The organism is Ruegeria sp. BA12 (genome assembly GCF_056539625.1).
In genome coordinates this window covers 102,540-124,616 of sequence record NZ_JBQFVF010000001.1, presented here as the reverse complement: position 1 = coordinate 124,616, position 22,077 = coordinate 102,540, and the positions used below count along the sequence as shown (strand labels likewise).

The window sequence follows — 22,077 nt, the reverse complement described above, 5'->3', positions numbered from 1 at the left end:
GAGAATACGACGGCAAGGGAAAGAGGGGAAAGCGGCAATTTCGTCACCGTTTCCGATACCCCTTGAACCTTTTCGCGCGGTCCCTATAACGCAGGACAATTTGGGCGCATGGGGGCGCCCTGACTCGCAGTTAACCGAAGGAACCAGGCCATGCCCAGAAGAACCGACATCCAGTCGATCATGATCATCGGAGCGGGGCCCATCGTCATCGGTCAGGCCTGCGAATTTGACTATTCCGGCGCACAGGCCTGTAAGGCGCTGCGCGAAGAAGGATACCGGGTCATCCTGGTGAACTCAAACCCGGCCACCATCATGACCGACCCGGGGCTGGCTGACGCCACCTATATCGAACCGATCACCCCCGAGGTTGTCGCCAAGATCATCGAGAAAGAACGCCCCGACGCCTTGCTGCCCACAATGGGTGGACAGACCGGGCTGAACACCTCGCTGGCGCTGGAAGAGATGGGCGTGCTGGAAAAGTTCGGGGTCGAGATGATCGGCGCCAAACGCGACGCCATCGAAATGGCCGAAGACCGCGCCCTGTTCCGCGAGGCGATGGACCGGCTGGGACTGGAAAACCCCAAGGCAACCATCGTGACCGCACCCAAGCGCGAAGACGGTTCCACCGATCTGGATGCCGGTGTGCAGATGGCGCTGGATGAGCTGGAAGAAATCGGCCTGCCCGCCATTATCCGCCCTGCCTTTACCCTGGGCGGCACCGGTGGCGGCGTGGCCTATAACCGTGAGGATTATATCCATTTTTGCCGCTCGGGCATGGATGCCTCGCCCGTCAACCAGATCCTCGTCGATGAAAGCCTGCTGGGTTGGAAAGAGTATGAGATGGAGGTGGTGCGCGACACCGCCGACAACGCCATCATCGTCTGCTCCATCGAAAACGTCGATCCGATGGGCGTGCATACCGGCGACTCGATCACCGTGGCCCCTGCCCTGACGCTGACCGACAAGGAATACCAGATCATGCGCAACGGTTCGATTGCCGTTCTGCGTGAGATCGGGGTCGAAACCGGCGGTTCGAACGTACAATGGGCGATCAACCCCGATGATGGCCGCATGGTTGTGATCGAGATGAACCCACGTGTGTCGCGCTCCTCGGCGCTGGCGTCCAAGGCGACCGGTTTCCCGATTGCGAAGATCGCCGCAAAACTTGCCGTGGGTTACACGCTGGACGAGTTGGATAACGACATCACCAAGGTCACCCCGGCCTCGTTCGAGCCTACGATCGACTATGTAGTCACCAAGATCCCGAAATTTGCCTTCGAAAAATTCCCGGGGTCCGAACCCTACCTGACCACTGCGATGAAATCGGTGGGAGAGGCCATGTCCATCGGCCGCACGATCCACGAATCGATGCAAAAGGCGCTGGCCTCGATGGAATCGGGCCTGACCGGGTTTGATGAGATCGAAATCCCCGGGCTTAACGTCGGTGTCTGGGAAGAAGCCAGCGACAAAGCTGCCGTCATCAAGGCGATCAGCAAACAGACCCCCGACCGTCTGCGCACCATCGCGCAGGCCATGCGTCACGGTCTGACCGATGACGAAATCTTTGGCGTCACCAAATTTGACCCATGGTTCCTGGCCCGTATCCGCGAGATCATCGAGGCTGAGCGCGTTGTCCGCAAAGATGGCCTGCCGGTGACCGAAGACGGCATCCGCAAGCTGAAAATGCTGGGCTTCACCGATGCTCGTCTGGGCAATCTGACCGGCCGGGATGAGGACAACGTCCGCCGCGCCCGCCGCAATCTGGGCGTCAACGCCGTGTTCAAGCGTATCGACACCTGCGCCGCCGAGTTCGAAGCACAGACGCCTTATATGTATTCAACCTACGAAGCGCCCATGATGGGCGAGGTCGAATGCGAAGCGCGCCCGTCTGACCGCAAAAAAGTTGTCATCCTTGGCGGTGGCCCGAACCGGATCGGTCAGGGCATCGAGTTCGATTATTGCTGCTGCCACGCCTGTTTCGCACTAACCGAAGCGGGATTTGAAACCATCATGGTCAACTGCAACCCCGAGACGGTCTCGACCGACTATGACACCTCGGACCGGCTGTATTTTGAACCGCTGACCTTTGAACACGTCATGGAAATCCTGACGAAAGAGCAGGAGAACGGCACGCTGCACGGTGTGATCGTTCAGTTCGGCGGCCAAACCCCGCTGAAACTGGCCAATGCGCTTGAGGCTGAAGGTATCCCGATCCTCGGCACCACGCCGGATGCGATTGACCTTGCCGAAGACCGTGAACGCTTTCAGGCGCTGGTCAATGATCTGGGCCTGAAACAGCCCAAGAACGGCATCGCCTCGACCGATGAACAGGCGCTGGAGATTGCCGACGAGATTGGCTTCCCACTGGTCATCCGCCCCTCTTACGTTCTAGGTGGCCGCGCGATGGAAATCGTGCGCGATATGGAGCAGCTGAAACGCTATATCAACGAGGCTGTAGTGGTCTCGGGCGACAGCCCGGTTCTGCTGGACAGTTATTTGGCCGGTGCGGTTGAGCTGGATGTGGATGCCATTTGCGACGGTGAGGCCGTACATGTCGCTGGCATCATGCAGCATATCGAAGAGGCTGGCGTTCACTCGGGTGACTCGGCTTGTTCGCTGCCGCCCTATTCGCTGTCGAAAGAAATCCTGGTTCAGATCAAGGATCAGGCGTTCAAGCTAGCCAAAGCTCTGAATGTCGTCGGCCTGATGAATGTGCAGTTCGCCATCAAGGATGGCGAGATTTATCTGATCGAGGTCAACCCGCGCGCCTCACGGACCGTACCGTTTGTCGCAAAGGCGACCGACAGTGCCATCGCATCGATTGCCGCGCGTGTCATGGCTGGTGAGAAGCTGGCGAACTTCCCGCAGCGCCCGCCTTATCAGGACGGTCAGGACACCAAGATCGCAGACCAGATGACACTGGCTGATCCGGACATGCCGTGGTTTTCGGTGAAAGAGGCGGTGCTGCCCTTTGCTCGTTTCCCCGGCGTCGACACCATTCTGGGTCCGGAAATGCGCTCGACCGGTGAGGTCATGGGCTGGGACCGCGACTTCCACCGCGCTTTCCTAAAGGCACAGATGGGTGCTGGTATGGTACTGCCGTCCTCGGGTCGTGCGTTTATCTCGATCAAGGATGCCGACAAGACCCCCGCGATGCTTGAGGCCGCGCAGGTTCTGACCGGGCAAGGTTTTTCTCTGGTGGCCACACGCGGCACCCAGTCCTGGCTGGCTGAACAGGGTGTAGCCTGTGATGTGGTCAACAAGGTCTATGAAGGCCGCCCTGACGTGGCTGACATGCTAAAAGACGGTCAGGTGCAATTGTTGATGAACACCACCGAAGGCGCACAGGCGGTCGAGGACAGCAAGTCCATCCGTTCAATCGCGCTCTATGACAAGATCCCCTATTTCACCACCGCGGCCGCCAGCCATGCTGCCGCGCTGGCGATCAAGGCACAGGCCGAAGGCGATGTTGAGGTGAAGTCGCTGCAGGGCTAACTCCCCTGGGGTGAAACCCGCGCATTTTGAACCAAACACACCGCGCCCGTTGACCCCGTGTCTTCGGGCGCGCATCTTTTTTGCAAACGAGCAGAAGGAAAACAAAATGCGCAGGTTTATGGTTCTCGCCGCTTTGATGACGCTTGCCGCGTGTGATGTGCCGCTGATCCCACTGATCTGACGCGAACCGCAGGGCCGTTTTCGCTTTCCCTGTGTTGTCGCGGGCAGCATGATGCTGTTCTGACAACCGGTGAAACCATGCGCCTTTACACCACATACGGAACCAATGACTTGTCCCGGGCCATCCGGTTCTATGACGCGATCTTTTCTGTACTGGATCAGCCGCGCCTTCCGGGTTGGTCAAAGGATCGCGCGGGCTGGGGAAACCATCCCGATGCCGGGACAGGGTTTTGGGTCTGTACGCCATTTGATGGTGAGGCGGCCTGCGTGGGCAATGGAACGATGATTGCTTTTCCGGCCAGCAGCGCAGCGCAAGTTCGGCGTTTTCACGTGGCAGGTCTGGAATTTGGGGGCACGGACGCAGGTGCGCCGGGCATTCGGGACTATTACGCGCCTGATTTCTATGTCGCCTATCTGCGCGACCCGGACGGAAACAAGCTATCCTGTTTTTACTATCATTATGATCCGGAAAAGGACCCGGGCGACTGAAACGCCGCCCGGTACCAGTCAGGCCTGTGCAACCTCGCGTTTTTCATCGCGTGCAAAGAACACCATGTAAAAGACCGGAGCCGCGACCATGGTCAGGATCGTGGCAAAGGCCAAACCGCCCATAATCGTCACCGCCATCGAGCGGAAGAACGCGTCCGTCAGCAACGGTGCCATCCCTAGTATGGTGGTGATCGCCGCCAGCATCACAGGGCGCAAACGCGAGACAGAAGCTTCGACAATCGACTCGCGCAGGGGCTTGCCGGTGGCGCGGACCAGATCAATCTCTTCGACCAGAACGATCCCGTTCTTGATCAGCATCCCCGACAGGCTCAGCAGCCCCAGCAGCGCTGTGAAGGTGAACGGCAGACCCGTCCCCAACAGCCCGATCACGACGCCGTTCACCGACATCGGCACCAACAGCCAGATGATGATCGGCTGGCGGATCGCGTTAAAGATCAACACTGAGATCAGCACCATGATCAGCAGGCTCAGGGGCAACTGACGTCCTAGGCTTTCGTTGGCCTCGCCAGCGTTTTCGAACTCCCCCCCCCATTCCATGCGATAACCGGGTGGCAGGTCCATGTCTTCGATGGCCGCGCGTACCTCAGAATGGACCTGTGCCGCCGTCATGCCGGGCGGGATATCAGCCCCGACGGTGATCGTCAGCACGCGGTCACGACGATGCACCAGCGTGTTGAGCGGCTTGTATTCGAACCCATCGACCATTTGCTCGATTGGAACGAACTTTTGCGATTCTTCTGAAAACACCACCTGATCGACGATCGAATAATCTCCGTCCGCGGGACGGCGTATGATGATGGGGATCAGACGGTCCCGCTCGCGGAATTCTCCGGCGGTGATCCCGTCCGTGGAAAACTGCAAAGTCGCGGCAATATCTTCTCGGGACACACCTGCGGTCTGCGCCCGCTCGGTCGCATAGATCGGCTGCACTGCCAGCTCCTGCTCGCGCCAATCATGATAGACGTTCAGCGCATTAGGGGAAGCCTCGCGCATTTTCAACACCGCCTCATCGGCCAGCTGGCGCAATACCTTCGGATCACTGCCCGAGAACCGGGCTTGGATTGGGTCTCCGCCGCCCGGGCCGAAGATCAGGCGTTTGGTGCGGAATTTGCCCTCGGGGAATTGTGCCTGCCCAAACGCTTCCAAATCCGCCTGCAATACCGGAATGTCATCCAGCGTTTCAGTGCGAATGATCATGTGCCCATAGCTGGGGTTAGGTTTTTCGGCCGAATAGGTCAGCAGGAACCGAGTTGCGCCCTGCCCGACAAAGGTGGTGACGGACACGACATCGTCGCGCTCGGCCAGCCAGTCTTCGAAGACCGCCATATCCTCAGCCGTGCGCGCGATGGGTGTGCCTTGCGGCAGGTTGTAATGCACGAAAAACAGCGGTGTGTTCGAGTCAGGGAAAAACTGCTGTTTCACCAAACCAAAGCCCGCGAAACAGGCCACCGTCACCCCGACCAGCGCGGCAATCACCAGCCAGCGCATCCGCAAGGACCACCGCAGGATCGCACCGTAGACACGGAACATGATGCCGCCATAAGCGTCCACCTCGCCCTCTTTTCCCTGCTTGAAGAAGATGTGCCCCAGCATCGGCGTCACCGTCAGCGCCAGAACCCAACTAAGCAGCAGCGAGATACCAATTACCGCAAACAATGAGAACAGAAACTCACCCGTCGCATCCGGGCTGAGGCCAATACCGGCAAAAGCCATGATGCCGATGACCGTCGCCCCCAACAGCGGGATTTGCGTTTTCGACGCCGCCTCATCAGCCGCATCGCGGGAATTTTTACCGCGCAGCATGGCGATCTGCATTCCCTCGGCCACCACGATGGCGTTGTCCACCAGCATCCCCATCGCAATGATCAGGGCGCCCAGCGATATCCGCTCCATCTCGATCGAGAAGATCGACATGAACAACAGTGTCCCCACTACGGTCAGCAGAAGGGTCGAGCCCACGACCACCGCCGCGCGCCAGCCCATGAAGATAGCCAAAACCGCCACAACGATGCTGACTGACATGGCCAGGTTCACCAGAAAGTCGTTCGAGGCCTGTTCGACCACCACATGCTGCTGATAGATCGGCAGGATTTCGACCCCAAAGGGAATCTGAGGGTCCAACTCGGCGAATTTGGCATCGGCACGCTGACCGACTTCGACGATATTCTCGGTCGACAGACCCGCGATGCCCAGCGTGAACGCCTCGGTCCCGTTGAACCGGATCATGACCTCGGGGTCGGTCTGACGGCCACGGAAGACGTGCGCCATGTCGAATAGGTTGATCACCTGCCCCTGCGACCCCAACGACAAACCGGCAATGGCAGAAACTGTATCTGACCCTTCGGCCGTCAGGATCGTGGTGCGGTCATTCTCAGTTCGGACCGATCCCGACGCATTAACCGAGTCCGCGTTGGCAATGGCCTCGTTGATGGACGGGATAGGCACGTTCTGGTTGACGGAAATGGCCAGATCGGGTTCGACAAAGATCGCCTCGTCCGGCAGGCCCATCACCTCAACATCCGCGACACCGGGAACGGTCAGCAATTCGCGCCGCAGAAAAGTGGATAACTCATGCTTTTCAGCGTCCGAAAACCCTTCGGCCGTGACAGCGTAAAACAGGCCGAACACATCACCGAACCCGTCATTCACCATTGGTTGGCTTACGCCCGATGGCAATGCACGCGATGCGTCGCGCACCTTGGCGCGCAGCTTGGTCCAAATTTCAGGCAGTTCTGTACCGTCATAAGTCGATTTGATCTCGACCTCGATCAGCGAAAATCCCGGTTGGTTGACCGAGGTGATCGTATCAACCTCGCCCATCTGCTGGATGGCAGATTCCAATGGTTCCGAGACCTCGAGCGCCACTTCTTCGGCTGTGGCGCCTGGGTATTGCGTTGCTATGACGGCATTCTTGATGGTGAAGGCCGGGTCTTCCAGACGACCCAGCGACAGGAAGCCCCAAATGCCCCCAAACAGGGCAATCAGGATGATCAGCCACGTATAGATCGGCCGGTCGATCGAGGCGCGCGCGATGTTCATCTGTTTGCCCTCAGTTCGCAAAGCCAGCAAAGCGGCGTACGGCCTGACCGTCGGTCAGCGCACTGCCGCCAGCGACAACGATTTCGTCACCGTCCGACAGACCGGTCAGCACTCGGACCTCGCCGGTCTGGGTGGGTTCGATGGTGACAGGTACGTATTGAACGGCGCCTTCGTCGGCGCCAACTGGCGAAAACACCATGACGCCCAAAGCTCCATCAGCGCCTGCAACGATGGCCGCGGCCGGAATGACGATACCGGTTCGTCCATCCTCTACCTGAACAGTCACGGTCACGGACGAGCCCGGCAGGATTTGCAAACCCTCCGGCGGGGTCAAGCCGAACTGAATGCGGAAGGTCTGCCCCACGGTTGAGCTTTCGGCATCAAACTCACGAATCTGAAGGGGGAATACCTCGTCACTGGTCGGGAATTTCGCGGTGATTGTGTAGCTTTCTTCCTGACCCGAACGCTGAAACAGAATCTCGGGCACATCGACTTCGATCCGCAATTCCGACATGTCGTGAATGCGCACGATGGGGGCGCCAGCTGACACGGTGGTAAAGGCTTCAACCGCCCGGCTGGACACTAGCGCGTCGAATGGCGCGGTCAGAGTCGCATGTTCAAGATCGTATTCCGCATCCCGCACGGCGATATCAGCCAGTTGCGCCTCGGTCTCCGCATCGTCCACGGCCACCTGGCTGGCGGTGGTACCCCGCAATCGAGACAAGCGAGCCACGGTTCGGTCCGCCTGATCCTTTTGCAGGACCGCGCGATCGTACCGGCGCTGGAAAGGTGCCTGATCCAGCTGCGCGATCAACTCACCCTTGGGGATCACAAAACCTTCGGTCACCGGCATCTCAACAATCTGACCCGAGACCTGAAAGGCCAGATCAACGGTTTGTCGGGCGGCCACGCGCCCAAAGAACTGGCGTGAAAAGCCCGGTGCGGTTTCGCGCACCTGCATCAGCTTGACCGGCTTGGCGGTTTCTTGAGCCAGAACCGGTGTCGTCAGCGCGATCAGGGTCGCACTCAGAACAGAGAGGAGTTTCATTTCGTCAATCCCTCGGGAATTCCTGTTTTCAGGATGTTATCTCGGATTTTGCGCGCCAATCGCGCGAATTCGGCAGTTTCTTTTGCATCCAATCCGGATGCGCGGTGGAAAAGGTCACCGGCTTCGGACACCAGCATATTCCGGGCCTCTTCGCCCTGCTCAGTCAGAACCAGCAACCAGGCACGGCGGTCTTCGGGGTCACGTTCACGCGTCAGATAGCCAGCTTTTTCCAAACCGTCCGCCGTGGCGGTTATGGTCGAAGGGACACTCAGCATGTCGGCCGCCAGAACGCCCATACGCTTGGGTTGATCCAGTTTGATCAACATGTGGCATTCCGGATGGCTAAGTTCCGTTTCAATGCAATCGAACGCCTCTTCCAGCTTCCAGTACAGGGCATACACACCCATGATTGACTGGATTTCAGGGCTTAGGCGGCCAAGCCTGTCGCTTATGTTGTCTGGCATTGGGAGCTCCGTGTGTCCGTGGCGTCATATACTTCAGATTATGAACCATTCAAGTTGTGAAGCAGTAATTTGACTGGTTTCGCTGCATTCCCTTGGGTCACCTTCTCTTGATCAAAACCCGCAGCGACTGCATTTTAAGCGGATTCGAAACATTCAGGACCCGCCATGTATACGCCCGCAATCACCGGCACCGGTGTTTTCACGCCCGAGAACGTCATCACCAACGCCGAGCTTGTCGCCACCTTCAACGCCTATGCCGACACGCAAAACGCCAAGAATGCCGACGCGATTGCAGCGGGTGAGATTGAACCGATACAGCATTCGTCCGTAGAATTCATCCTCAAGGCATCGGGTATCGAGAACCGATATGTGATGGATAAATCCGGTGTGCTGGACCCAGACGTGATGCATCCCCTGCTTCGCCAACGCGGCGATGACGAACCCGGCATCATGACCGAGATGGCCGTGGATGCCTGCAAAAAAGCGCTGGCTCAGGCGGGTCGCAGTGCCGAAGATGTCGATCTGGTGATCTGCGCCGCGTCAAACCATGAACGCGCCTATCCTGCGATCGCGATCGAGATTCAGCAGGCGTTGGGCATTGACGGCTTTGGCTTCGACATGAACGTCGCCTGCTCCTCGGCCACGTTCGGTATTCAGGCAGCGGCGGATATGATCCGTTCTGGTTCGGTCCGGTCAGCGCTGGTGGTCAACCCCGAGATCTGTTCGGGTCACCTGGAATGGCGTGATCGCGATTGCCACTTTATCTTCGGCGATGTGGCCACGGCCACCTTGGTCGAGCGGATCGAAGGCGCGACGGGCCCGCATTTCGAAATCCTCTCGACCCGCTGCGCCACATCCTTCTCGAACAACATCCGCAATAATAATGGCTTCCTGCGCCGCTCGCGCCCTGATGGGGTGATCGACCGGCGAGACATGCAATTCATGCAAAACGGCCGGAAAGTGTTCAAGGAAGTGCTGCCGATGGTCAGCAAACACATCTCGGATCACATGGAATCCGAAGGGGTTGGCAGCAGCGACCTGAAACGCCTGTGGCTGCATCAGGCAAACAAGACGATGAATGATTTCATTGGCAAAAAGGTACTGGGACGCGAACCCGAAGCGGGTGAACAGCCCAATATTCTGCAGGACTATGCCAACACATCCTCAGCCGGGTCGATCATCGCGTTTTCCAAGTATTCCGATGATCTGTCGGATGGAGATGTTGGTCTTATTTGTTCGTTCGGCGCTGGGTATTCGGTGGGATCGGTGATCGTGAAGCGGCACGGGTAACGGCCTGTATACAGAAGCCGCGTAAAAGAGTTCGCCTGTCCGCTTTGAGCCCAATTTGACCAATGCCGCAGGTTGCGTAAATGTCAGCTTTTAGGATTTTTGATATTGGGACAGTACGTCTCTAATTCGATCCAGAACTGTGTCGATTTCTTCTTGCGTAAGTTGGACTAGCTCCAACACTATCTCCGACTGGTGGGTTAAATGGTCCATGATCCAGATCGAAGGTTCACCGGCTTTCAAAGCTGCTGCCATTTGTGCCGCATCAGGAAATTCTGACGACTTGGCAATGCAGAGATGCGCTCGATCAAATGGCAGATTTGTAGGATCAGGATTTGCATTGGCCGTGATACCTTCAATCGTGTTCGCTACTGAGACAAATCGGGCAACCTTTTCCTTTTGTTGTGACGACCAAGCCTCTTTGTTAAGCTGTTGGCGAAGCTTCAAAGCAGTAAGGACACCGAGGAGAGCTTCCTTTGATGCCTTCATGCCGCGCCCTATTCCTTTTTCCTGTGCTCTGACTGCTGAAACCAGATCGGGCTTTCCAAGAACCAAACCTGATGTTGGGCCAGCTAAGTATTTTTGGCCGCTAATGAGAACCACGTCAGCTCCGGTATCCAGCAAGTCTTCAATTCGAAAATCCTGGGCCGCGCCATCAATCACCACTGGCAGATCATGTTCATGGGCCGCAGAGACTGCTTTTCGAAAATCCAGCATTTCGCCTCCAGTAAGTCTGGAGGAAACAAGCACTAAACAACACGCATCCAGTTTTGAACAAGCGTGAGCAAGGTCCTCAATGCCGCAAGCCGAATTGTCGCCCACAAGCTCCGGTTTCGCACCTGCAAGTCGGATAGCTTGCTCAATGGGATGACCGTAATTTACTGCGTGTTTTGCAGGCAAAATGACTCGGCTCTTGAGACCGCTTGCATCGGGAAGCTGTTTAATCGCGCCTGGGGAACAACCGGTCATAGAGGCCGCTACAGCCAATGTAATCGCAGCCGCACTGCAATGTACGACAGTGGCCGCGCTCGCATTGGTCATTTCGGCAATTTCTCGACACACTGCATCATGGAGATCATCCATAATGAAGTGACGCCCTAAAGCATCGGAAACAGCTTCACAGACTTCTTTTGAGGATCGAGAAACACCAAGAGGTGTAAAAACACCTCTAGCATTGATCACTTCTGAGAGCGTGTTTTGCGTTCCAATCAGCATATGGCAATTCTAGACTAAGTATCTGCCAATGCATAGGAAGCTGACCTTCAAATCGCCGGCAGTAAAGTCCGGATTGTCCGCAAAGCAGACCTTTGAAGCCCGACTCTGCAGGTATTATTCGCGGGAAGGTTAACGATCAGAGTTAGCTCACGCTTTCCTCTTCCAGATGCAGCTTCATCTCGATCAGCACCTGTTGCAGCAGGCTGGTTTCCTTCAGAAGGCGTTTGGCCTCGTTCACGGTTATGATGCCGTCTTCGATGGCGGCCTGATATTCGGTCATCAGCATGGCGAACCGCTGGCTCAACGCGATCACGTCCGAATTCACCCCACCGGTGCGCGGGCTTTCGGTGTTGCGACCGTCATACGACAGCGTGATGTTTTTCAGATCGGCCAGCGCCGAGGTAACATGCGGGTAGTTTGACACAGCCTCAAGCCGGGCCACGGCGTCCACAGGCATGAACCGGTCGGCGTGTTCGGCATTGTCTGAATAATACCGCCCCAGAGTCGCCTTGGATTTTCCAGTGATCTCACACGCGGATTCAATGCCGACGTCTTTGACCAACGCCTCTGTGTGCTTTTTCAGGTAGGCCCCGATATCTGCCATGTTTGTACCTTTGCTGCCTGTGCCCTCCACAACATCTGCCACTGTGGGGGAAAGGGACAGGAAATTTCCCATATTCGATTCATAGTTGAAATGTCATAAATTGGCTATCCCTCAGATATGCAGGGGTTTTGTGAGTGAGTGGCGGCCGTTCCGGCCGGTAAAGAGTGATTGCGGGGCGCAATTTAAGCCCCGTTCGGTATAGGCCGCATGTTGGCCGACGGCGTCGCTGTTGTAGGCGCAGGGGATCCATCCCCTTTGAGCGTACGCTCTGTCCCTGCAATGACAACGGCGACGTCGCTTCCTTAACGGGTTTTGATGCCTTGCCCAGGCAGGTCTTGCCAATTAGACCCGGGTGCATGGCAAAGCTCTACTTCAATTATTCCACCATGAACGCGGGTAAATCGACCGTCTTATTGCAAGCCTCGCATAACTATCGTGAGCGGGGCATGGACACCTATTTGATGACCGCTGCCCTGGATGGGCGCGCTGGTGTCGGGAAAATTGCGTCGCGGATCGGGATTTCCGCAGACGCCGATACGTTCACAACCGAAGATGACGTCTTTGCCATGATCCGAGCGCGGCTGGATCAGGGCAATATCGCCTGCGTTTTTATAGATGAGGCGCAATTCCTGACGGAAGATCAGGTCTGGCAACTTGCCCGTGCGGTAGATGACCTAAACGTGCCGGTATTGGCTTATGGGTTGCGAGTGGACTTTCAGGGGCGTCTATTTCCGGGCTCAGCAGCGCTGTTAGCTCTGGCTGATGAAATGCGTGAGGTGCGCACCATCTGCAAATGCGGGCGCAAGGCGACGATGGTGATTCGTCAGGATGAGAACGGCAACACCATCACCGAAGGTGCACAGGTGCAGATCGGCGGGAACGAGACCTATGTCTCGCTCTGCCGCAAACACTGGCGCGAGGCGGTCGGATCTTAGACCGGATTTGGCAACGGCCGTCCCTCGACAAAGGCCGCCACGTTGTCCAGTGCCATATGCCCCATGTCGCTGCGCACTTCCTCGGTGGCTGTGCCAAGATGTGGTAACAGGGTCACGTTATCCATATCACGCAGCGCCTGCGGAACGGCGGGTTCGAATTCATACACGTCCAGCCCGGCGCCCGCGATCTGGCCGGACTGTAGGGCGGCGATCAGGGCGGTCTCGTCAATGACCTCACCGCGGGCGATGTTTATCAGAATGGCTGATGGATTCATCGCATCTAGCACCTGCGCGTTGATCAGGTGACGGGTTTCAGCCCCGCCAGGCACGGCAATCACGAGGAAATCGACCGACGCCGCCAAAGACGAAAGGTCGGGGATATATTCAGCAGGAAACTCTACCTCCTTCGGGCTGCGTGACTGATACGCCACCTGCATCGCGAACCCGAAATGACAGCGCCGGGCAATGGCCTGACCGATCCGGCCCATACCAACGATTCCGACTCGCTTGCCGGTAACGTGGTGGCCCAGCATCTGCGTTGGATGCCATCCTTGCCAGTTGCCCGCGCGGACCAGCCGTTCGCCCTCGCCCGCGCGACGGGCCGTGGATAACAACAGGGTCATGGCGATATCGGCCGTCGCATCGGTGACTGCACCGGGCGTGTTGGTGACCGCGACACCAACGGTACGCGCGGCGTCGACGTCGATATGGTTGTAACCGACACCAAAATTGGCCAGGAGTTTGCACCGAGGGTTGGGGGCATCCGAGAAAATCTGGGCCGAAAACTGGTCACCCAATGTGGGCACGACCACATCGAAATCCCTTAGTGCGCGTAGCATTTCCTCGGACGTCATGGGCAAGGTGTTGCTACGAATTTCCACATCGAACGCGCGGCGAGCGCGGGCCTCGACGGCGGCGGTCATTGGGCGGGTGATCAGCAATTTCATCAGTGCATCCGCCCGCCGATAGGAACTTCGCCATCCGGGCCGATCAAGACCACTTCACCGTTTTCATCGGGCAAGCCTAGTACCAGAACTTCAGACATGAACCGACCGATCTGGCGCGGGGGGAAGTTCACTACGGCCATCACCTGCTTGCCCACCAGCGTCGAAGGATCGTAATGCGCGGTGACCTGGGCCGAGGTTTTCCGCTCACCAATCTCATCCCCAAAATCGATCCACATCTTGATCGCAGGTTTACGGGCCTCTGGGTAAGGTTCGGCCCGGATCACCTCGCCCACGCGGATGTCGACCTTGAGAAAATCGTCGAATGTAATCTCACTCACGGGACAGCTCCTTGGATCGATCTGTCGCAGCTTTGACTGCACGGTGCAGCAGGTTGGGGAAACCTTCTTCCTCGTGCATCAGCACCTCAAGCGCGGCTTGGGTTGTGCCGTTAGGCGATGTGACATTGACGCGCAGTTGCGAGGGGTCTTCTTCGGCCGCCATGGCCAATGCCCCTGCCCCGGCCACAGTGGATTTAGCCAGCTTCATCGCCAGCTCATGTGGCAAGCCCTGTGCCTGACCAGCGGCGGCGAGCGTTTCAATCAGGTGAAAGACATAGGCCGGGCCTGACCCGCTGAGCCCGGTGACGGCGTCCATCTGCGCCTCATCTTCCAGCCGAACGGTCTCGCCGATGGCAGACAGCAGGTTTTCAGCCAATGCCACATCGGCGTCCGAAGCCTTCGCATTGCCGATAAGCGCCGTGATTCCCTGCCGGATTGCGGCTGGCGTGTTCGGCATGGCGCGCACGATCGGGGTGTCTTTGCCCAGAACGGCCTCGAACGTGGCAATCGATGTCCCCGCTGCGATCGAGACAAACAGGCTGTTACCTCCGCCCAACGCTTTGATCGCAGGCAGCGCCTCGCCCATCATCTGCGGCTTGACGGCCACTAGTACCACGGCGGGGGCCTCGGGCAGCGGGGTGTTGATGTTGACGCCCTGCGCCTTAAGCCAGTCCGAGGGGTTAGGATCAATTACCCAGACCGCTGACGCAGGAAGGCCATGCTCTAACCATCCGGCGAGCATGGCCGATCCCATCTTGCCGCACCCCAGAAGAACCAGCCCCTGTTCGGCAACGCTTGTCATGTCCATGATTGCCCCTCTCCTCATTCGGTTCGGGGCAAAGCTTTACGCGCGGCCGTAGGCCTCTGCAATGGCGACTTGTATCGCTTCTTCGGGGGTCCGATTGCCCCATGTGACCAACTGGATCGCCGGATAGTAGCGCTCGGCGCTCAGCACCGCGGCGCTGATCATCGTGTCGATCTGATCCGGGCTGGCCATCTGACCACCGGCCAGAACCAGACCATAGCGATAAACCATCAGCTTTTGATTGGCCCAGTACGTAAACGCCCCGGCCCAGCACTGATCATTCATCTTGTTCAGCAGTTCATACAGCTTGGCTTCGCGATCCGTCGGTGGCTCCATCTCGAACGAGCACACCATGCGCAGGGTTTCGTCATAGTTCGACCAGGCCAACGTGATCGAGTATGTGCGCCACTGCCCTTCGACGGCCATGGCAATCTGATCATCCCCGATCCGGTCAAAGTCCCAGTCGTGATGTTCAGCAATATGTTCAACAATATCGATCGGATGAAGGTCTTCTTCGAGAAACTGCTCGGAAAGGGCCATAATGCCACCTCACTAATCTCTAGCCTTTTAGGGGCTGGCAGCGCCCCAATGCTAGTTGCTTACTCTACAAGCCGGGGCCAACCCCGTCTGCCTGTACTAAATATGGTGCGATGCGAGATAGGTTCTGGCAACCCTATTTATTGGGGATAACAGCAATAAGTTGTGGACAGTCGGCAACGGCGATCAAAATATTGGCACGAATTGTAGCTTTGTCTTGATTAATCTCAGCAGGGCGGCATGATGCACAACACCGCACAACCCAAGTTCGGATTGCGCGGCGGATAGCTTTAGCCAAAAATCAGATTGTTGGGGCGTTACTTGTCCAGCTTTGCCTCAAGCGCGGCTATGCGGGATTCCAGCGCTGCGTTTTCTTCACGCGCTTTTTGCGCCATCGCACGCACGGCGTCGAATTCTTCGCGTGTGACAAAATCGCGGTCGGCCAGCCAGCGGTCGATCATCGACTTCATCGCATTCTCAGCCTCTTCCCGTGCGCCCTGGGCCACGCCCATGGCGTTGGTCATCAGTTGGGAAACATCATCGAGGATCTTGTTGCGGGTTTGCATGGCTCTACTCCGAAATCGCGGTTGGTCTCTATATGGGGAATGATTACTCCGGGCTCAAGGTTGACTTGCCCTGCAAACCCCGGGCAATGAGACGCACATGCAGGCTGTTCTGAATTTCCCCGATCTGTCGCCCGAGTTGTTCTCGATCTCATTGTTTGGGATGGAGTTCGCCCTGCGGTGGTACGCGCTGGCTTATATCGTTGGCATTCTTATTGCTTGGCGGATGGGCATTGCGGCGCTGCGGCGCCCGGCTCTGTGGCCCGACAAGACGCCCCCGATGAAGCCCGAACAGCTTGAAGATCTGATTACCTGGATCATCCTCGGTGTGATTCTAGGCGGGCGCCTGGGATTCGTGCTGTTCTACCAGCCCGCCTATTACCTTTCGAACCCGCTGGAGATTCTCAAGGTCTGGCAGGGTGGCATGGCGTTCCATGGCGGGCTGTTGGGGGTAGTAATCGCCTCTTATCTTTATGCGCGACGCCACCAAATTCCGGTTCTGTCCATGGCCGACCTGATCGCCCATACAGTGCCGCCAGGACTATTGCTCGGGCGGTTGGCGAATTTCACCAACGCCGAGTTGTGGGGGCGCCCCAGCGAATTGCCTTGGGCGGTGATCTTCCCCGGAGCGGCGGCGCAGGATTGCCCCGGTGTTGTGGCCGGGATGTGCGCGCGGCATCCATCACAGCTGTATGAAGCCGTGTTAGAGGGCCTGTTTCTCGGGCTTGCACTGCTGTGGCTCGCTTATCGACGCGGCGCGTTTCACAAGCCGGGCCTGATTATGGGCGTCTTTCTGGCAGGCTACGGTGCTTCGCGTTTCATTGTCGAATTCTTCCGGCAGCCCGACGCGCAGTTTATTTCGGCCGGGAATCCGCTGGGGCTGGCCTGGCATGTGGGCGGCTATGGTCTGACGATGGGCCAATTGCTGTCACTGCCGATGATTGCCCTTGGCTTGTGGTTCGCCCTGCGTGCAAGATCGAAGGCATGAGCCTGCAAGATCATCTGCTGGCGCGTATTGCGCAGGACGGCCCGATAAGTGTTGCCGATTACATGGTCGAATGCCTGCTGCACCCGACGCATGGCTATTACACCACCCGTGACCCTCTGGGCACGCAGGGCGATTTCATCACTGCCCCCGAGATCAGCCAGATGTTCGGAGAATTGATTGGCCTGTCCCTGGCCCAAAGCTGGATGGATCAGGGCCATCCCGATCATTTTGTGCTGGCCGAGCTTGGACCAGGGCGTGGCACGTTGATGGCCGACATGCTGCGCGCCACGTCCCGCGTGCCGGGCTTCAATGAGGCCGCCAAGGTCGTGCTGCTTGAAGCCTCGCCTGCTCTACGTGACGTACAAGCGCAAACTTTGAAGGATCATAACCCGCGCTGGATCGACTCGGTCGCCGACCTGCCCGAAGCGCCGTTGTTTCTGGTCGCAAACGAGTTCTTCGACGCCCTGCCAATACGACAGTTCCTGCGCGACCGCGATGGCTGGCGCGAGCGGTTGATTGGCCGCGATGGCACCGCGTTAACTTGGGGATTGGGTCCACATGCAGATCAGATCGCCCTCAAGGATCGACTGAACGACACTGCCGATGGTGACCTGGTCGAACTGTGCGCCGCTGCCATTCCCATCATTACCGTGGTTGCTGGGCGGATTGGCACCCATGGCGGCGCAGGGTTGATTGTGGATTATGGCGACTGGCATTCGCTTGGCGACACGTTTCAGGCACTGCAGGCACATGAACGCACTGATCCTTTGGCCCAACCCGGTCAGGCTGATCTGACGGCACATGTGGATTTCGAACCACTGGCACTGGCGACCCGCGCCGCTGGATGCGCCCATTCGCGCCTGACACCACAGGGTGTATTTCTGGAGCGCTTGGGAATTGCCACCCGCGCACAAGCCCTTGCCGCGCCCCTCGGCGGGTCTGAGCTTGAAGCGATAATTGCCGCACATCGCCGGTTGACGCACCCCGATGAAATGGGAAACCTGTTCAAAGTGCTGGGCCTCTACCCCACCCCTTCCGCACCACCTCCGGGATTGGAGCCATGACCTTGGAAATTCTGACCTCTGATTTATTGGCCCCTGTGCGCCACGGTTTTTTCAGCCGACGCGGCGGTGCGTCATCGGGTATTTTTTCGGGCCTCAACTGCGGCTATGGCTCATCCGATCAGACCGAAGCGGTCACGGTAAATCGCAAGCGCGTGGCGCAGGCGATGGACGTCACACCCGAAGCCCTAGTGGGCATTCATCAGGTCCACTCTCCCACCGTTCTGACTGTCGACGCCCCGATCAACGGTGACAAACCAAAAGCCGACGCGGTGGTCACGGCAACCCCTGATCTGGCCCTGACGATTCTTACCGCCGACTGCCAGCCGGTCCTATTTGCCGATTCTGACGCGAACGTGATCGGAGCTGCGCATGCCGGATGGCGCGGCGCTTTGGATGGGGTGCTTGAGGCAACGTTGGACGCAATGGAGGCGCTTGGCGCCAAGCGGGAAAACACCGTGGCGGTAATCGGCCCCTCGATCTCGCAGGCGGCATATGAGGTCGGGCCGGAATTTCTGGATGAATTCGTCGCGGATTCTCCGAAAAACCTGCAGTTTTTTGCGAATGGAACGGGCGACCGACTGCAGTTCGACTTGCCTGCTTTTGGCCTTCACAGGCTGCGTCAGGCGGGGGTCGGACAGGCCGAATGGACACGCCATTGCACCTATTCTGACCCCGACAGATTCTACTCGTACCGCCGCTCAACCCACGCGAAAGAGGCTGATTACGGTCGCCTCATTTCTGCCATAAAACTTTAAGACTGGGTCCGAATTGCGGCAAAATCGCCGCTTTTTCGCCACAATTTTCCTATCTATTCGTGTCTCGACAATTTGATAATTATTGTCCGCTCTCAAGTGTTTATCTGCCGATTCTCCAGTGGAGCGCGACGCGATCAGAAAAGAGGAAATGCAAGACTTCATTTGTCCTGAATTCAATCCGGATCAGCCTTATCGCCGCCGTAATAAGCGGGCAGACTTAGGTGTCAGAGGAAAACGGGGCGTCAGTTCCCAAGCGAGCAGGACACAAAAATGAAGACGAGATCACGCTTTCTAAGCGCCGTACTTGTGGCCACCAGAGAGCAAAAACTGGAGATGCCGTGGAAACGGGTTTCCAGCAATTCGGTCAGAGTTGCGCGCCGCCTGGCGGTCCGACGCTGACGATGACTTTCCCGCGAACCAAGCTGCCGGTTCTGGGGAATAAGACGCACAACGGAGGGGTGCTCCGATCCGGTGTGCGGCCTGCCGCCAATATTTGCGCGGCTCAATACCGGGGCGTGTGTGCGCTGGCAATTTCGCCTGCGTTTGTATGAGTTTGTCTGGGGGGTCATTGTGCTGACCAAAAATGTAGGAACTTCCTTCGCAAAAAGCGATCTGCGTTTCTGTCGCCTTGCATGTCGCCGCTTTCTTCCAAGACATGGAAATAACCGATCAGGCTGGCCTGTACGGGGGTCTTGCCTGCCTGCGCGGTTTTTAGAGGGGACGGAATTGTAATGGCTATTCCAAATTCTTTATCACGCGCCGCCAGAAATGCTGTTGAAACCTCAGCATTGCTGCGCGAGGCGCCAAGACCGACCACACAACACAAGGCGCAGCTGCGGCGCTATGAGGTCAGTACGCTGATGAAAAACGGCGATGTGGTCCAGACTCGTCACATCGCACCTGCCCTGCCAATGTTCGAGGACGCGTTCTGCGCATTTACGCGTGGGGCGTTGGTTGAAACGGAATTTGGCCCGATGGCAATCGAAGATCTGCTGCCAGGTGATACAGTCCTGACGCAAGATGGTGTATCCGAAACAGTGTTGTGGAAAGGGTCAGTCACGCTGATACCCGGGCGTGTGGATTCGCGGGGGCGGACACGTCCACTGACACGGATTATGGCCGACACGTTCGGGATGCAAAAACCGATGTCCGGTGTAATCGCTGGCCCTGCTGCGCGAATCGTGGGCACGCCCGCGCATTTGCGTCATCTGCACGGAGACGAACAGGTGCTAACGCCGGTCCACGAATTTCAGGATGGAATGGGTGTCATTGAAACCATGCCACCAACGCCGGTCGAACTGTTTCACATTTGCCTGAAACGGCACTCGGTCATTCGGGTCGATGGTCTGCAATTCGAATCTTATCACCCTGGCACCAATGCAATTCGCCGGGTCAGCCGGTCGCTAAGATCGGTCTATCTGAACCTGTTCTCGCATGTCGAATCACTCAATGATTTCGGCCCGCTGGTCATGCCGCGCGCGGGGGATGGTGAGGTGGACGCAATTTCCGCCTAGTTTAAAACGAGTTCTGCAATGTGGGGGCATTATGCAGTTATTAGTCAGTTGGATGGTCTCTATGTCGGTGGCAGCCTTCCTGCCACAGATGAAACCGCATCCGAAACATCGGGAATTCAGGCCGTTCGGTTCATGCGTTCCTCGAGAACGTCGAATGGCACGCCTGGTTCGTCTTTTGCGCCGCGAATAACGAGCGATGTCTTGACGCTGGCCACATTCGGCGTGGTCAGCAGCTTGCCGGTCAGAAACTGCTGAAAACTGCTTAGGTCAGGCGCAACGCATTTCAGAATGAAATCAACTTCGCCGTTCAGCATGTGGCATTCCCGAACCAAAGGCCATTCGCGGCAGCGTTCCTCGAATGCGGTCAACTCGGCTTCGGCCTGACTTTCCAGACCGACCATGGCAAAGACTTGAACCTCAAACCCCAGCTCGCGTGAATTTACATCGGCATGGTAGCCGCGGATCAAGCCTGATTCTTCAAGGGTGCGTACGCGCCGCAGGCAAGGTGGGGCGGAAATTCCCACACGTTTTGCCAATTCGACATTGGTCATGCGACCGTCTGCCTGCAATTCCGCCAGAATCTTGCGGTCAATCTCGTCCAGCCGTATCGCGACCATCAAATACTCCTGAATTTTTCGGTTGTTATATCAGCACCCGGCAGATGCGCAATAATCTTTCGTGAATGCGCAATATTGTTTATTTTCAATGTTCTTATTCAACCGTCATTTACCTAGCGTCTGACAGGCGTAAATCAGGAAGGGGCTTTAAGCGCGGCACAGGGGTCGCTATATCCATCCGCCAGGGGCCACGCGCCCAAATCAGGCAGATCGAGTTGGGGGTACCATGAGCGAGACACGTCACACCAAGGTTCTGATCATCGGATCGGGACCGGCCGGTTACACTGCGGGCGTATACGCAAGCCGCGCGATGCTTGAACCGATCCTGGTTCAGGGAATCGAGCCCGGCGGTCAGTTGACAACAACCACCGACGTCGAAAATTACCCCGGTTTCACCGAAGTTCAGGGGCCTGATCTGATGATCAAAATGCAAGAACATGCCCAGGCGATGGGTTGTGAGGTCATCGGCGATATCATCAGTGATCTAGACATCAGCAAACGCCCCTTCACCGCAAAAGGCGACAGCGGCAATATTTATACTGCGGACGCGGTCATTCTGGCCACCGGTGCGCGCGCTAAATGGCTGGGCCTGCCGTCGGAAGACAAGTTCAAGGGTTTTGGTGTTTCGGCCTGTGCGACTTGCGACGGCTTTTTCTATCGCGGACAGGAAATCGTGGTCATCGGTGGCGGCAACACCGCCGTGGAAGAAGCGCTGTTCCTAACCAATTTCGCCAGCAAGGTTACTCTGATTCACCGCCGCGACGAACTGCGGGCCGAGAAAATTCTGCAGGAACGATTGCTGAAACACGAAAAGATCGAACCGATGTGGTTCCACGAGTTGGAAGAAGTGATCGGCACCGATTCCCCACTGGGCGTCGAGGGTGTGCGCGTCAAGAACGTCAAAACCGGTGAGATCACCGAAGTTCCCTGTAAAGGCGTCTTTGTCGCCATTGGTCACGCGCCAGCAAATGAGCTGGTCAAGGACTCGCTGGAAACCCATATGGGTGGGTATGTGGTGACCAAGCCGGGCTCTACCGAAACCTCGGTGCCCGGTGTGTTCGCAGCAGGCGATCTGACTGACCACATCTATCGTCAGGCCGTCACGAGCGCCGGTATGGGCTGTATGGCCGCGCTGGATGCCGAGCGGTTCCTGGCGGAACAGGACTAAGACA

General features: G+C 57.5%; 20 protein-coding genes. 9 read left to right on the top strand and 11 right to left on the bottom strand.

Annotated elements, in window-relative coordinates:
• Window positions 1-150 precede the first annotated feature (150 nt).
• Complete coding sequence (gene carB / locus ACR0B0_RS00570; protein ID WP_480646021.1) at window positions 151-3,495, top strand: carbamoyl-phosphate synthase large subunit; 3,345 nt, start codon at window positions 151-153, stop codon at window positions 3,493-3,495.
• Between the two features lie 258 nt (window positions 3,496-3,753).
• Entirely contained in the window at window positions 3,754-4,164 is a 411-nt protein-coding gene (locus tag ACR0B0_RS00565; RefSeq protein ID WP_170347869.1) for a VOC family protein, read from the top strand.
• 18 nt (window positions 4,165-4,182) lie between these two features.
• Here the strand turns inward: ACR0B0_RS00565 and ACR0B0_RS00560 are convergent, their stop codons facing one another.
• The 3 genes from ACR0B0_RS00560 to ACR0B0_RS00550 are packed head-to-tail and all read right to left on the bottom strand — an operon-like array spanning window position 4,183 to window position 8,736.
• Window positions 4,183-7,224, bottom strand: coding sequence for an efflux RND transporter permease subunit (locus tag ACR0B0_RS00560; protein ID WP_480646019.1), 3,042 nt, complete (start codon window positions 7,222-7,224; stop codon window positions 4,183-4,185).
• Window positions 7,225-7,234: 10 nt separating this feature from the next.
• Window positions 7,235-8,272, bottom strand: a complete 1,038-nt coding sequence (locus ACR0B0_RS00555) for an efflux RND transporter periplasmic adaptor subunit (protein WP_170347867.1) — start codon at window positions 8,270-8,272, stop codon at window positions 7,235-7,237.
• Window positions 8,269-8,736: a MarR family winged helix-turn-helix transcriptional regulator gene (locus tag ACR0B0_RS00550; RefSeq protein ID WP_170347866.1), complete on the bottom strand. Its 468-nt coding sequence runs from the start codon at window positions 8,734-8,736 to the stop codon at window positions 8,269-8,271. Before ACR0B0_RS00550 ends, ACR0B0_RS00555 begins: the two co-directional genes overlap by 4 nt.
• A gap of 165 nt (window positions 8,737-8,901) precedes the next feature.
• Between ACR0B0_RS00550 and ACR0B0_RS00545 the strand changes: the two genes are divergently transcribed.
• Window positions 8,902-10,026, top strand: a complete 1,125-nt coding sequence (locus ACR0B0_RS00545; protein WP_480646017.1) for a beta-ketoacyl-ACP synthase III — start codon at window positions 8,902-8,904, stop codon at window positions 10,024-10,026.
• Between the two features lie 90 nt (window positions 10,027-10,116).
• Here ACR0B0_RS00545 and ACR0B0_RS00540 read toward each other — a convergent pair whose 3' ends face one another.
• On the bottom strand, window positions 10,117-11,238 hold the full coding sequence (locus ACR0B0_RS00540) for a PLP-dependent transferase (RefSeq protein WP_480646015.1): 1,122 nt from the start codon (window positions 11,236-11,238) through the stop codon (window positions 10,117-10,119).
• 142 nt (window positions 11,239-11,380) lie between these two features.
• Window positions 11,381-11,842, bottom strand: coding sequence for a hypothetical protein (locus ACR0B0_RS00535; RefSeq protein WP_170347863.1), 462 nt, complete (start codon window positions 11,840-11,842; stop codon window positions 11,381-11,383).
• Between the two features lie 356 nt (window positions 11,843-12,198).
• Between ACR0B0_RS00535 and ACR0B0_RS00530 the strand changes: the two genes are divergently transcribed.
• The gene (locus ACR0B0_RS00530) at window positions 12,199-12,777 is read left to right on the top strand and encodes a thymidine kinase (RefSeq protein ID WP_170360506.1); all 579 of its coding nucleotides are present in this window, start codon (window positions 12,199-12,201) and stop codon (window positions 12,775-12,777) included.
• Here ACR0B0_RS00530 and ACR0B0_RS00525 read toward each other — a convergent pair.
• The 5 genes from ACR0B0_RS00525 to ACR0B0_RS00505 all read right to left on the bottom strand — a co-directional run bounded on the left by ACR0B0_RS00525 (window position 12,774) and on the right by ACR0B0_RS00505 (window position 15,970).
• Window positions 12,774-13,724: a 2-hydroxyacid dehydrogenase gene (locus tag ACR0B0_RS00525; protein WP_170408993.1), complete on the bottom strand. Its 951-nt coding sequence runs from the start codon at window positions 13,722-13,724 to the stop codon at window positions 12,774-12,776. The genes ACR0B0_RS00530 and ACR0B0_RS00525 overlap by 4 nt on opposite strands.
• The gene (locus ACR0B0_RS00520; RefSeq protein ID WP_170408992.1) at window positions 13,724-14,062 is read right to left on the bottom strand and encodes a tRNA-binding protein; all 339 of its coding nucleotides are present in this window, start codon (window positions 14,060-14,062) and stop codon (window positions 13,724-13,726) included. Before ACR0B0_RS00520 ends, ACR0B0_RS00525 begins: the two co-directional genes overlap by 1 nt.
• On the bottom strand, window positions 14,055-14,870 hold the full coding sequence (gene proC, locus ACR0B0_RS00515; RefSeq protein ID WP_480646012.1) for a pyrroline-5-carboxylate reductase: 816 nt from the start codon (window positions 14,868-14,870) through the stop codon (window positions 14,055-14,057). The genes ACR0B0_RS00520 and proC overlap by 8 nt, the downstream gene beginning before the upstream one ends.
• Before the next feature lie 36 nt (window positions 14,871-14,906).
• Window positions 14,907-15,407 (bottom strand): type III secretion system chaperone family protein, encoded by a 501-nt coding sequence (locus tag ACR0B0_RS00510; RefSeq protein WP_170347858.1) that lies wholly within the window; start codon window positions 15,405-15,407, stop codon window positions 14,907-14,909.
• Between the two features lie 314 nt (window positions 15,408-15,721).
• Window positions 15,722-15,970, bottom strand: a complete 249-nt coding sequence (locus ACR0B0_RS00505) for an accessory factor UbiK family protein (protein WP_037308471.1) — start codon at window positions 15,968-15,970, stop codon at window positions 15,722-15,724.
• A 97-nt stretch (window positions 15,971-16,067) separates the two neighbouring features.
• Here ACR0B0_RS00505 and lgt point away from each other — a divergent pair, with 97 nt between their 5' ends.
• The 4 genes from lgt (at window position 16,068) to ACR0B0_RS00485 (ending at window position 20,288) form a co-directional block, all read left to right on the top strand.
• A complete protein-coding gene (lgt, locus tag ACR0B0_RS00500; protein WP_170395438.1) occupies window positions 16,068-16,955 on the top strand; it encodes a prolipoprotein diacylglyceryl transferase in 888 nt (295 codons plus the stop codon).
• Window positions 16,952-18,019 (top strand): class I SAM-dependent methyltransferase, encoded by a 1,068-nt coding sequence (locus tag ACR0B0_RS00495; RefSeq protein WP_480646010.1) that lies wholly within the window; start codon window positions 16,952-16,954, stop codon window positions 18,017-18,019. The genes lgt and ACR0B0_RS00495 overlap by 4 nt, the downstream gene beginning before the upstream one ends.
• Window positions 18,016-18,774, top strand: coding sequence for a peptidoglycan editing factor PgeF (gene pgeF, locus ACR0B0_RS00490; protein ID WP_170347855.1), 759 nt, complete (start codon window positions 18,016-18,018; stop codon window positions 18,772-18,774). Before ACR0B0_RS00495 ends, pgeF begins: the two co-directional genes overlap by 4 nt.
• 731 nt (window positions 18,775-19,505) lie before the next feature.
• Window positions 19,506-20,288 carry a Hint domain-containing protein gene (locus ACR0B0_RS00485; RefSeq protein WP_480646008.1) on the top strand — a complete coding sequence of 261 codons (783 nt, stop codon included), beginning with the start codon at window positions 19,506-19,508 and terminating at the stop codon, window positions 20,286-20,288.
• Window positions 20,289-20,404: 116 nt separating this feature from the next.
• On the opposite strand, the gene ACR0B0_RS00480 is transcribed toward ACR0B0_RS00485, so the two are convergent.
• Complete coding sequence (locus ACR0B0_RS00480) at window positions 20,405-20,905, bottom strand: Lrp/AsnC family transcriptional regulator (RefSeq protein WP_170374263.1); 501 nt, start codon at window positions 20,903-20,905, stop codon at window positions 20,405-20,407.
• A gap of 226 nt (window positions 20,906-21,131) precedes the next feature.
• Here ACR0B0_RS00480 and trxB point away from each other — a divergent pair, with 226 nt between their 5' ends.
• Window positions 21,132-22,073: a thioredoxin-disulfide reductase gene (gene trxB / locus ACR0B0_RS00475; RefSeq protein ID WP_170395432.1), complete on the top strand. Its 942-nt coding sequence runs from the start codon at window positions 21,132-21,134 to the stop codon at window positions 22,071-22,073.
• The last annotated feature ends 4 nt before the right edge of the window (window positions 22,074-22,077 follow it).

Excerpts from the sequence above, each read along its gene's own strand:
- ACR0B0_RS00530 (WP_170360506.1), top strand. The coding sequence starts at position 12,199 with ATGGCAAAGCTCTACTTCAATTATTCCACCATGAACGCGGGTAAATCG.
- trxB (WP_170395432.1), top strand. The coding sequence starts at position 21,132 with ATGAGCGAGACACGTCACACCAAGGTTCTGATCATCGGATCGGGACCG.
- ACR0B0_RS00560 (WP_480646019.1), bottom strand. The coding sequence starts at position 7,224 with ATGAACATCGCGCGCGCCTCGATCGACCGGCCGATCTATACGTGGCTG.
- proC (WP_480646012.1), bottom strand. The coding sequence starts at position 14,870 with ATGGACATGACAAGCGTTGCCGAACAGGGGCTGGTTCTTCTGGGGTGC.
- ACR0B0_RS00555 (WP_170347867.1), bottom strand. The coding sequence starts at position 8,272 with ATGAAACTCCTCTCTGTTCTGAGTGCGACCCTGATCGCGCTGACGACA.
- ACR0B0_RS00565 (WP_170347869.1), top strand. The coding sequence starts at position 3,754 with ATGCGCCTTTACACCACATACGGAACCAATGACTTGTCCCGGGCCATC.
- ACR0B0_RS00535 (WP_170347863.1), bottom strand. The coding sequence starts at position 11,842 with ATGGCAGATATCGGGGCCTACCTGAAAAAGCACACAGAGGCGTTGGTC.
- ACR0B0_RS00505 (WP_037308471.1), bottom strand. The coding sequence starts at position 15,970 with ATGCAAACCCGCAACAAGATCCTCGATGATGTTTCCCAACTGATGACC.
- pgeF (WP_170347855.1), top strand. The coding sequence starts at position 18,016 with ATGACCTTGGAAATTCTGACCTCTGATTTATTGGCCCCTGTGCGCCAC.
- ACR0B0_RS00485 (WP_480646008.1), top strand. The coding sequence starts at position 19,506 with ATGGCTATTCCAAATTCTTTATCACGCGCCGCCAGAAATGCTGTTGAA.
- ACR0B0_RS00480 (WP_170374263.1), bottom strand. The coding sequence starts at position 20,905 with ATGGTCGCGATACGGCTGGACGAGATTGACCGCAAGATTCTGGCGGAA.
- ACR0B0_RS00510 (WP_170347858.1), bottom strand. The coding sequence starts at position 15,407 with ATGGCCCTTTCCGAGCAGTTTCTCGAAGAAGACCTTCATCCGATCGAT.
- carB (WP_480646021.1), top strand. The coding sequence starts at position 151 with ATGCCCAGAAGAACCGACATCCAGTCGATCATGATCATCGGAGCGGGG.
- ACR0B0_RS00545 (WP_480646017.1), top strand. The coding sequence starts at position 8,902 with ATGTATACGCCCGCAATCACCGGCACCGGTGTTTTCACGCCCGAGAAC.
- ACR0B0_RS00525 (WP_170408993.1), bottom strand. The coding sequence starts at position 13,724 with ATGAAATTGCTGATCACCCGCCCAATGACCGCCGCCGTCGAGGCCCGC.
- ACR0B0_RS00550 (WP_170347866.1), bottom strand. The coding sequence starts at position 8,736 with ATGCCAGACAACATAAGCGACAGGCTTGGCCGCCTAAGCCCTGAAATC.
- ACR0B0_RS00495 (WP_480646010.1), top strand. The coding sequence starts at position 16,952 with ATGAGCCTGCAAGATCATCTGCTGGCGCGTATTGCGCAGGACGGCCCG.
- ACR0B0_RS00540 (WP_480646015.1), bottom strand. The coding sequence starts at position 11,238 with ATGCTGATTGGAACGCAAAACACGCTCTCAGAAGTGATCAATGCTAGA.
- lgt (WP_170395438.1), top strand. The coding sequence starts at position 16,068 with ATGCAGGCTGTTCTGAATTTCCCCGATCTGTCGCCCGAGTTGTTCTCG.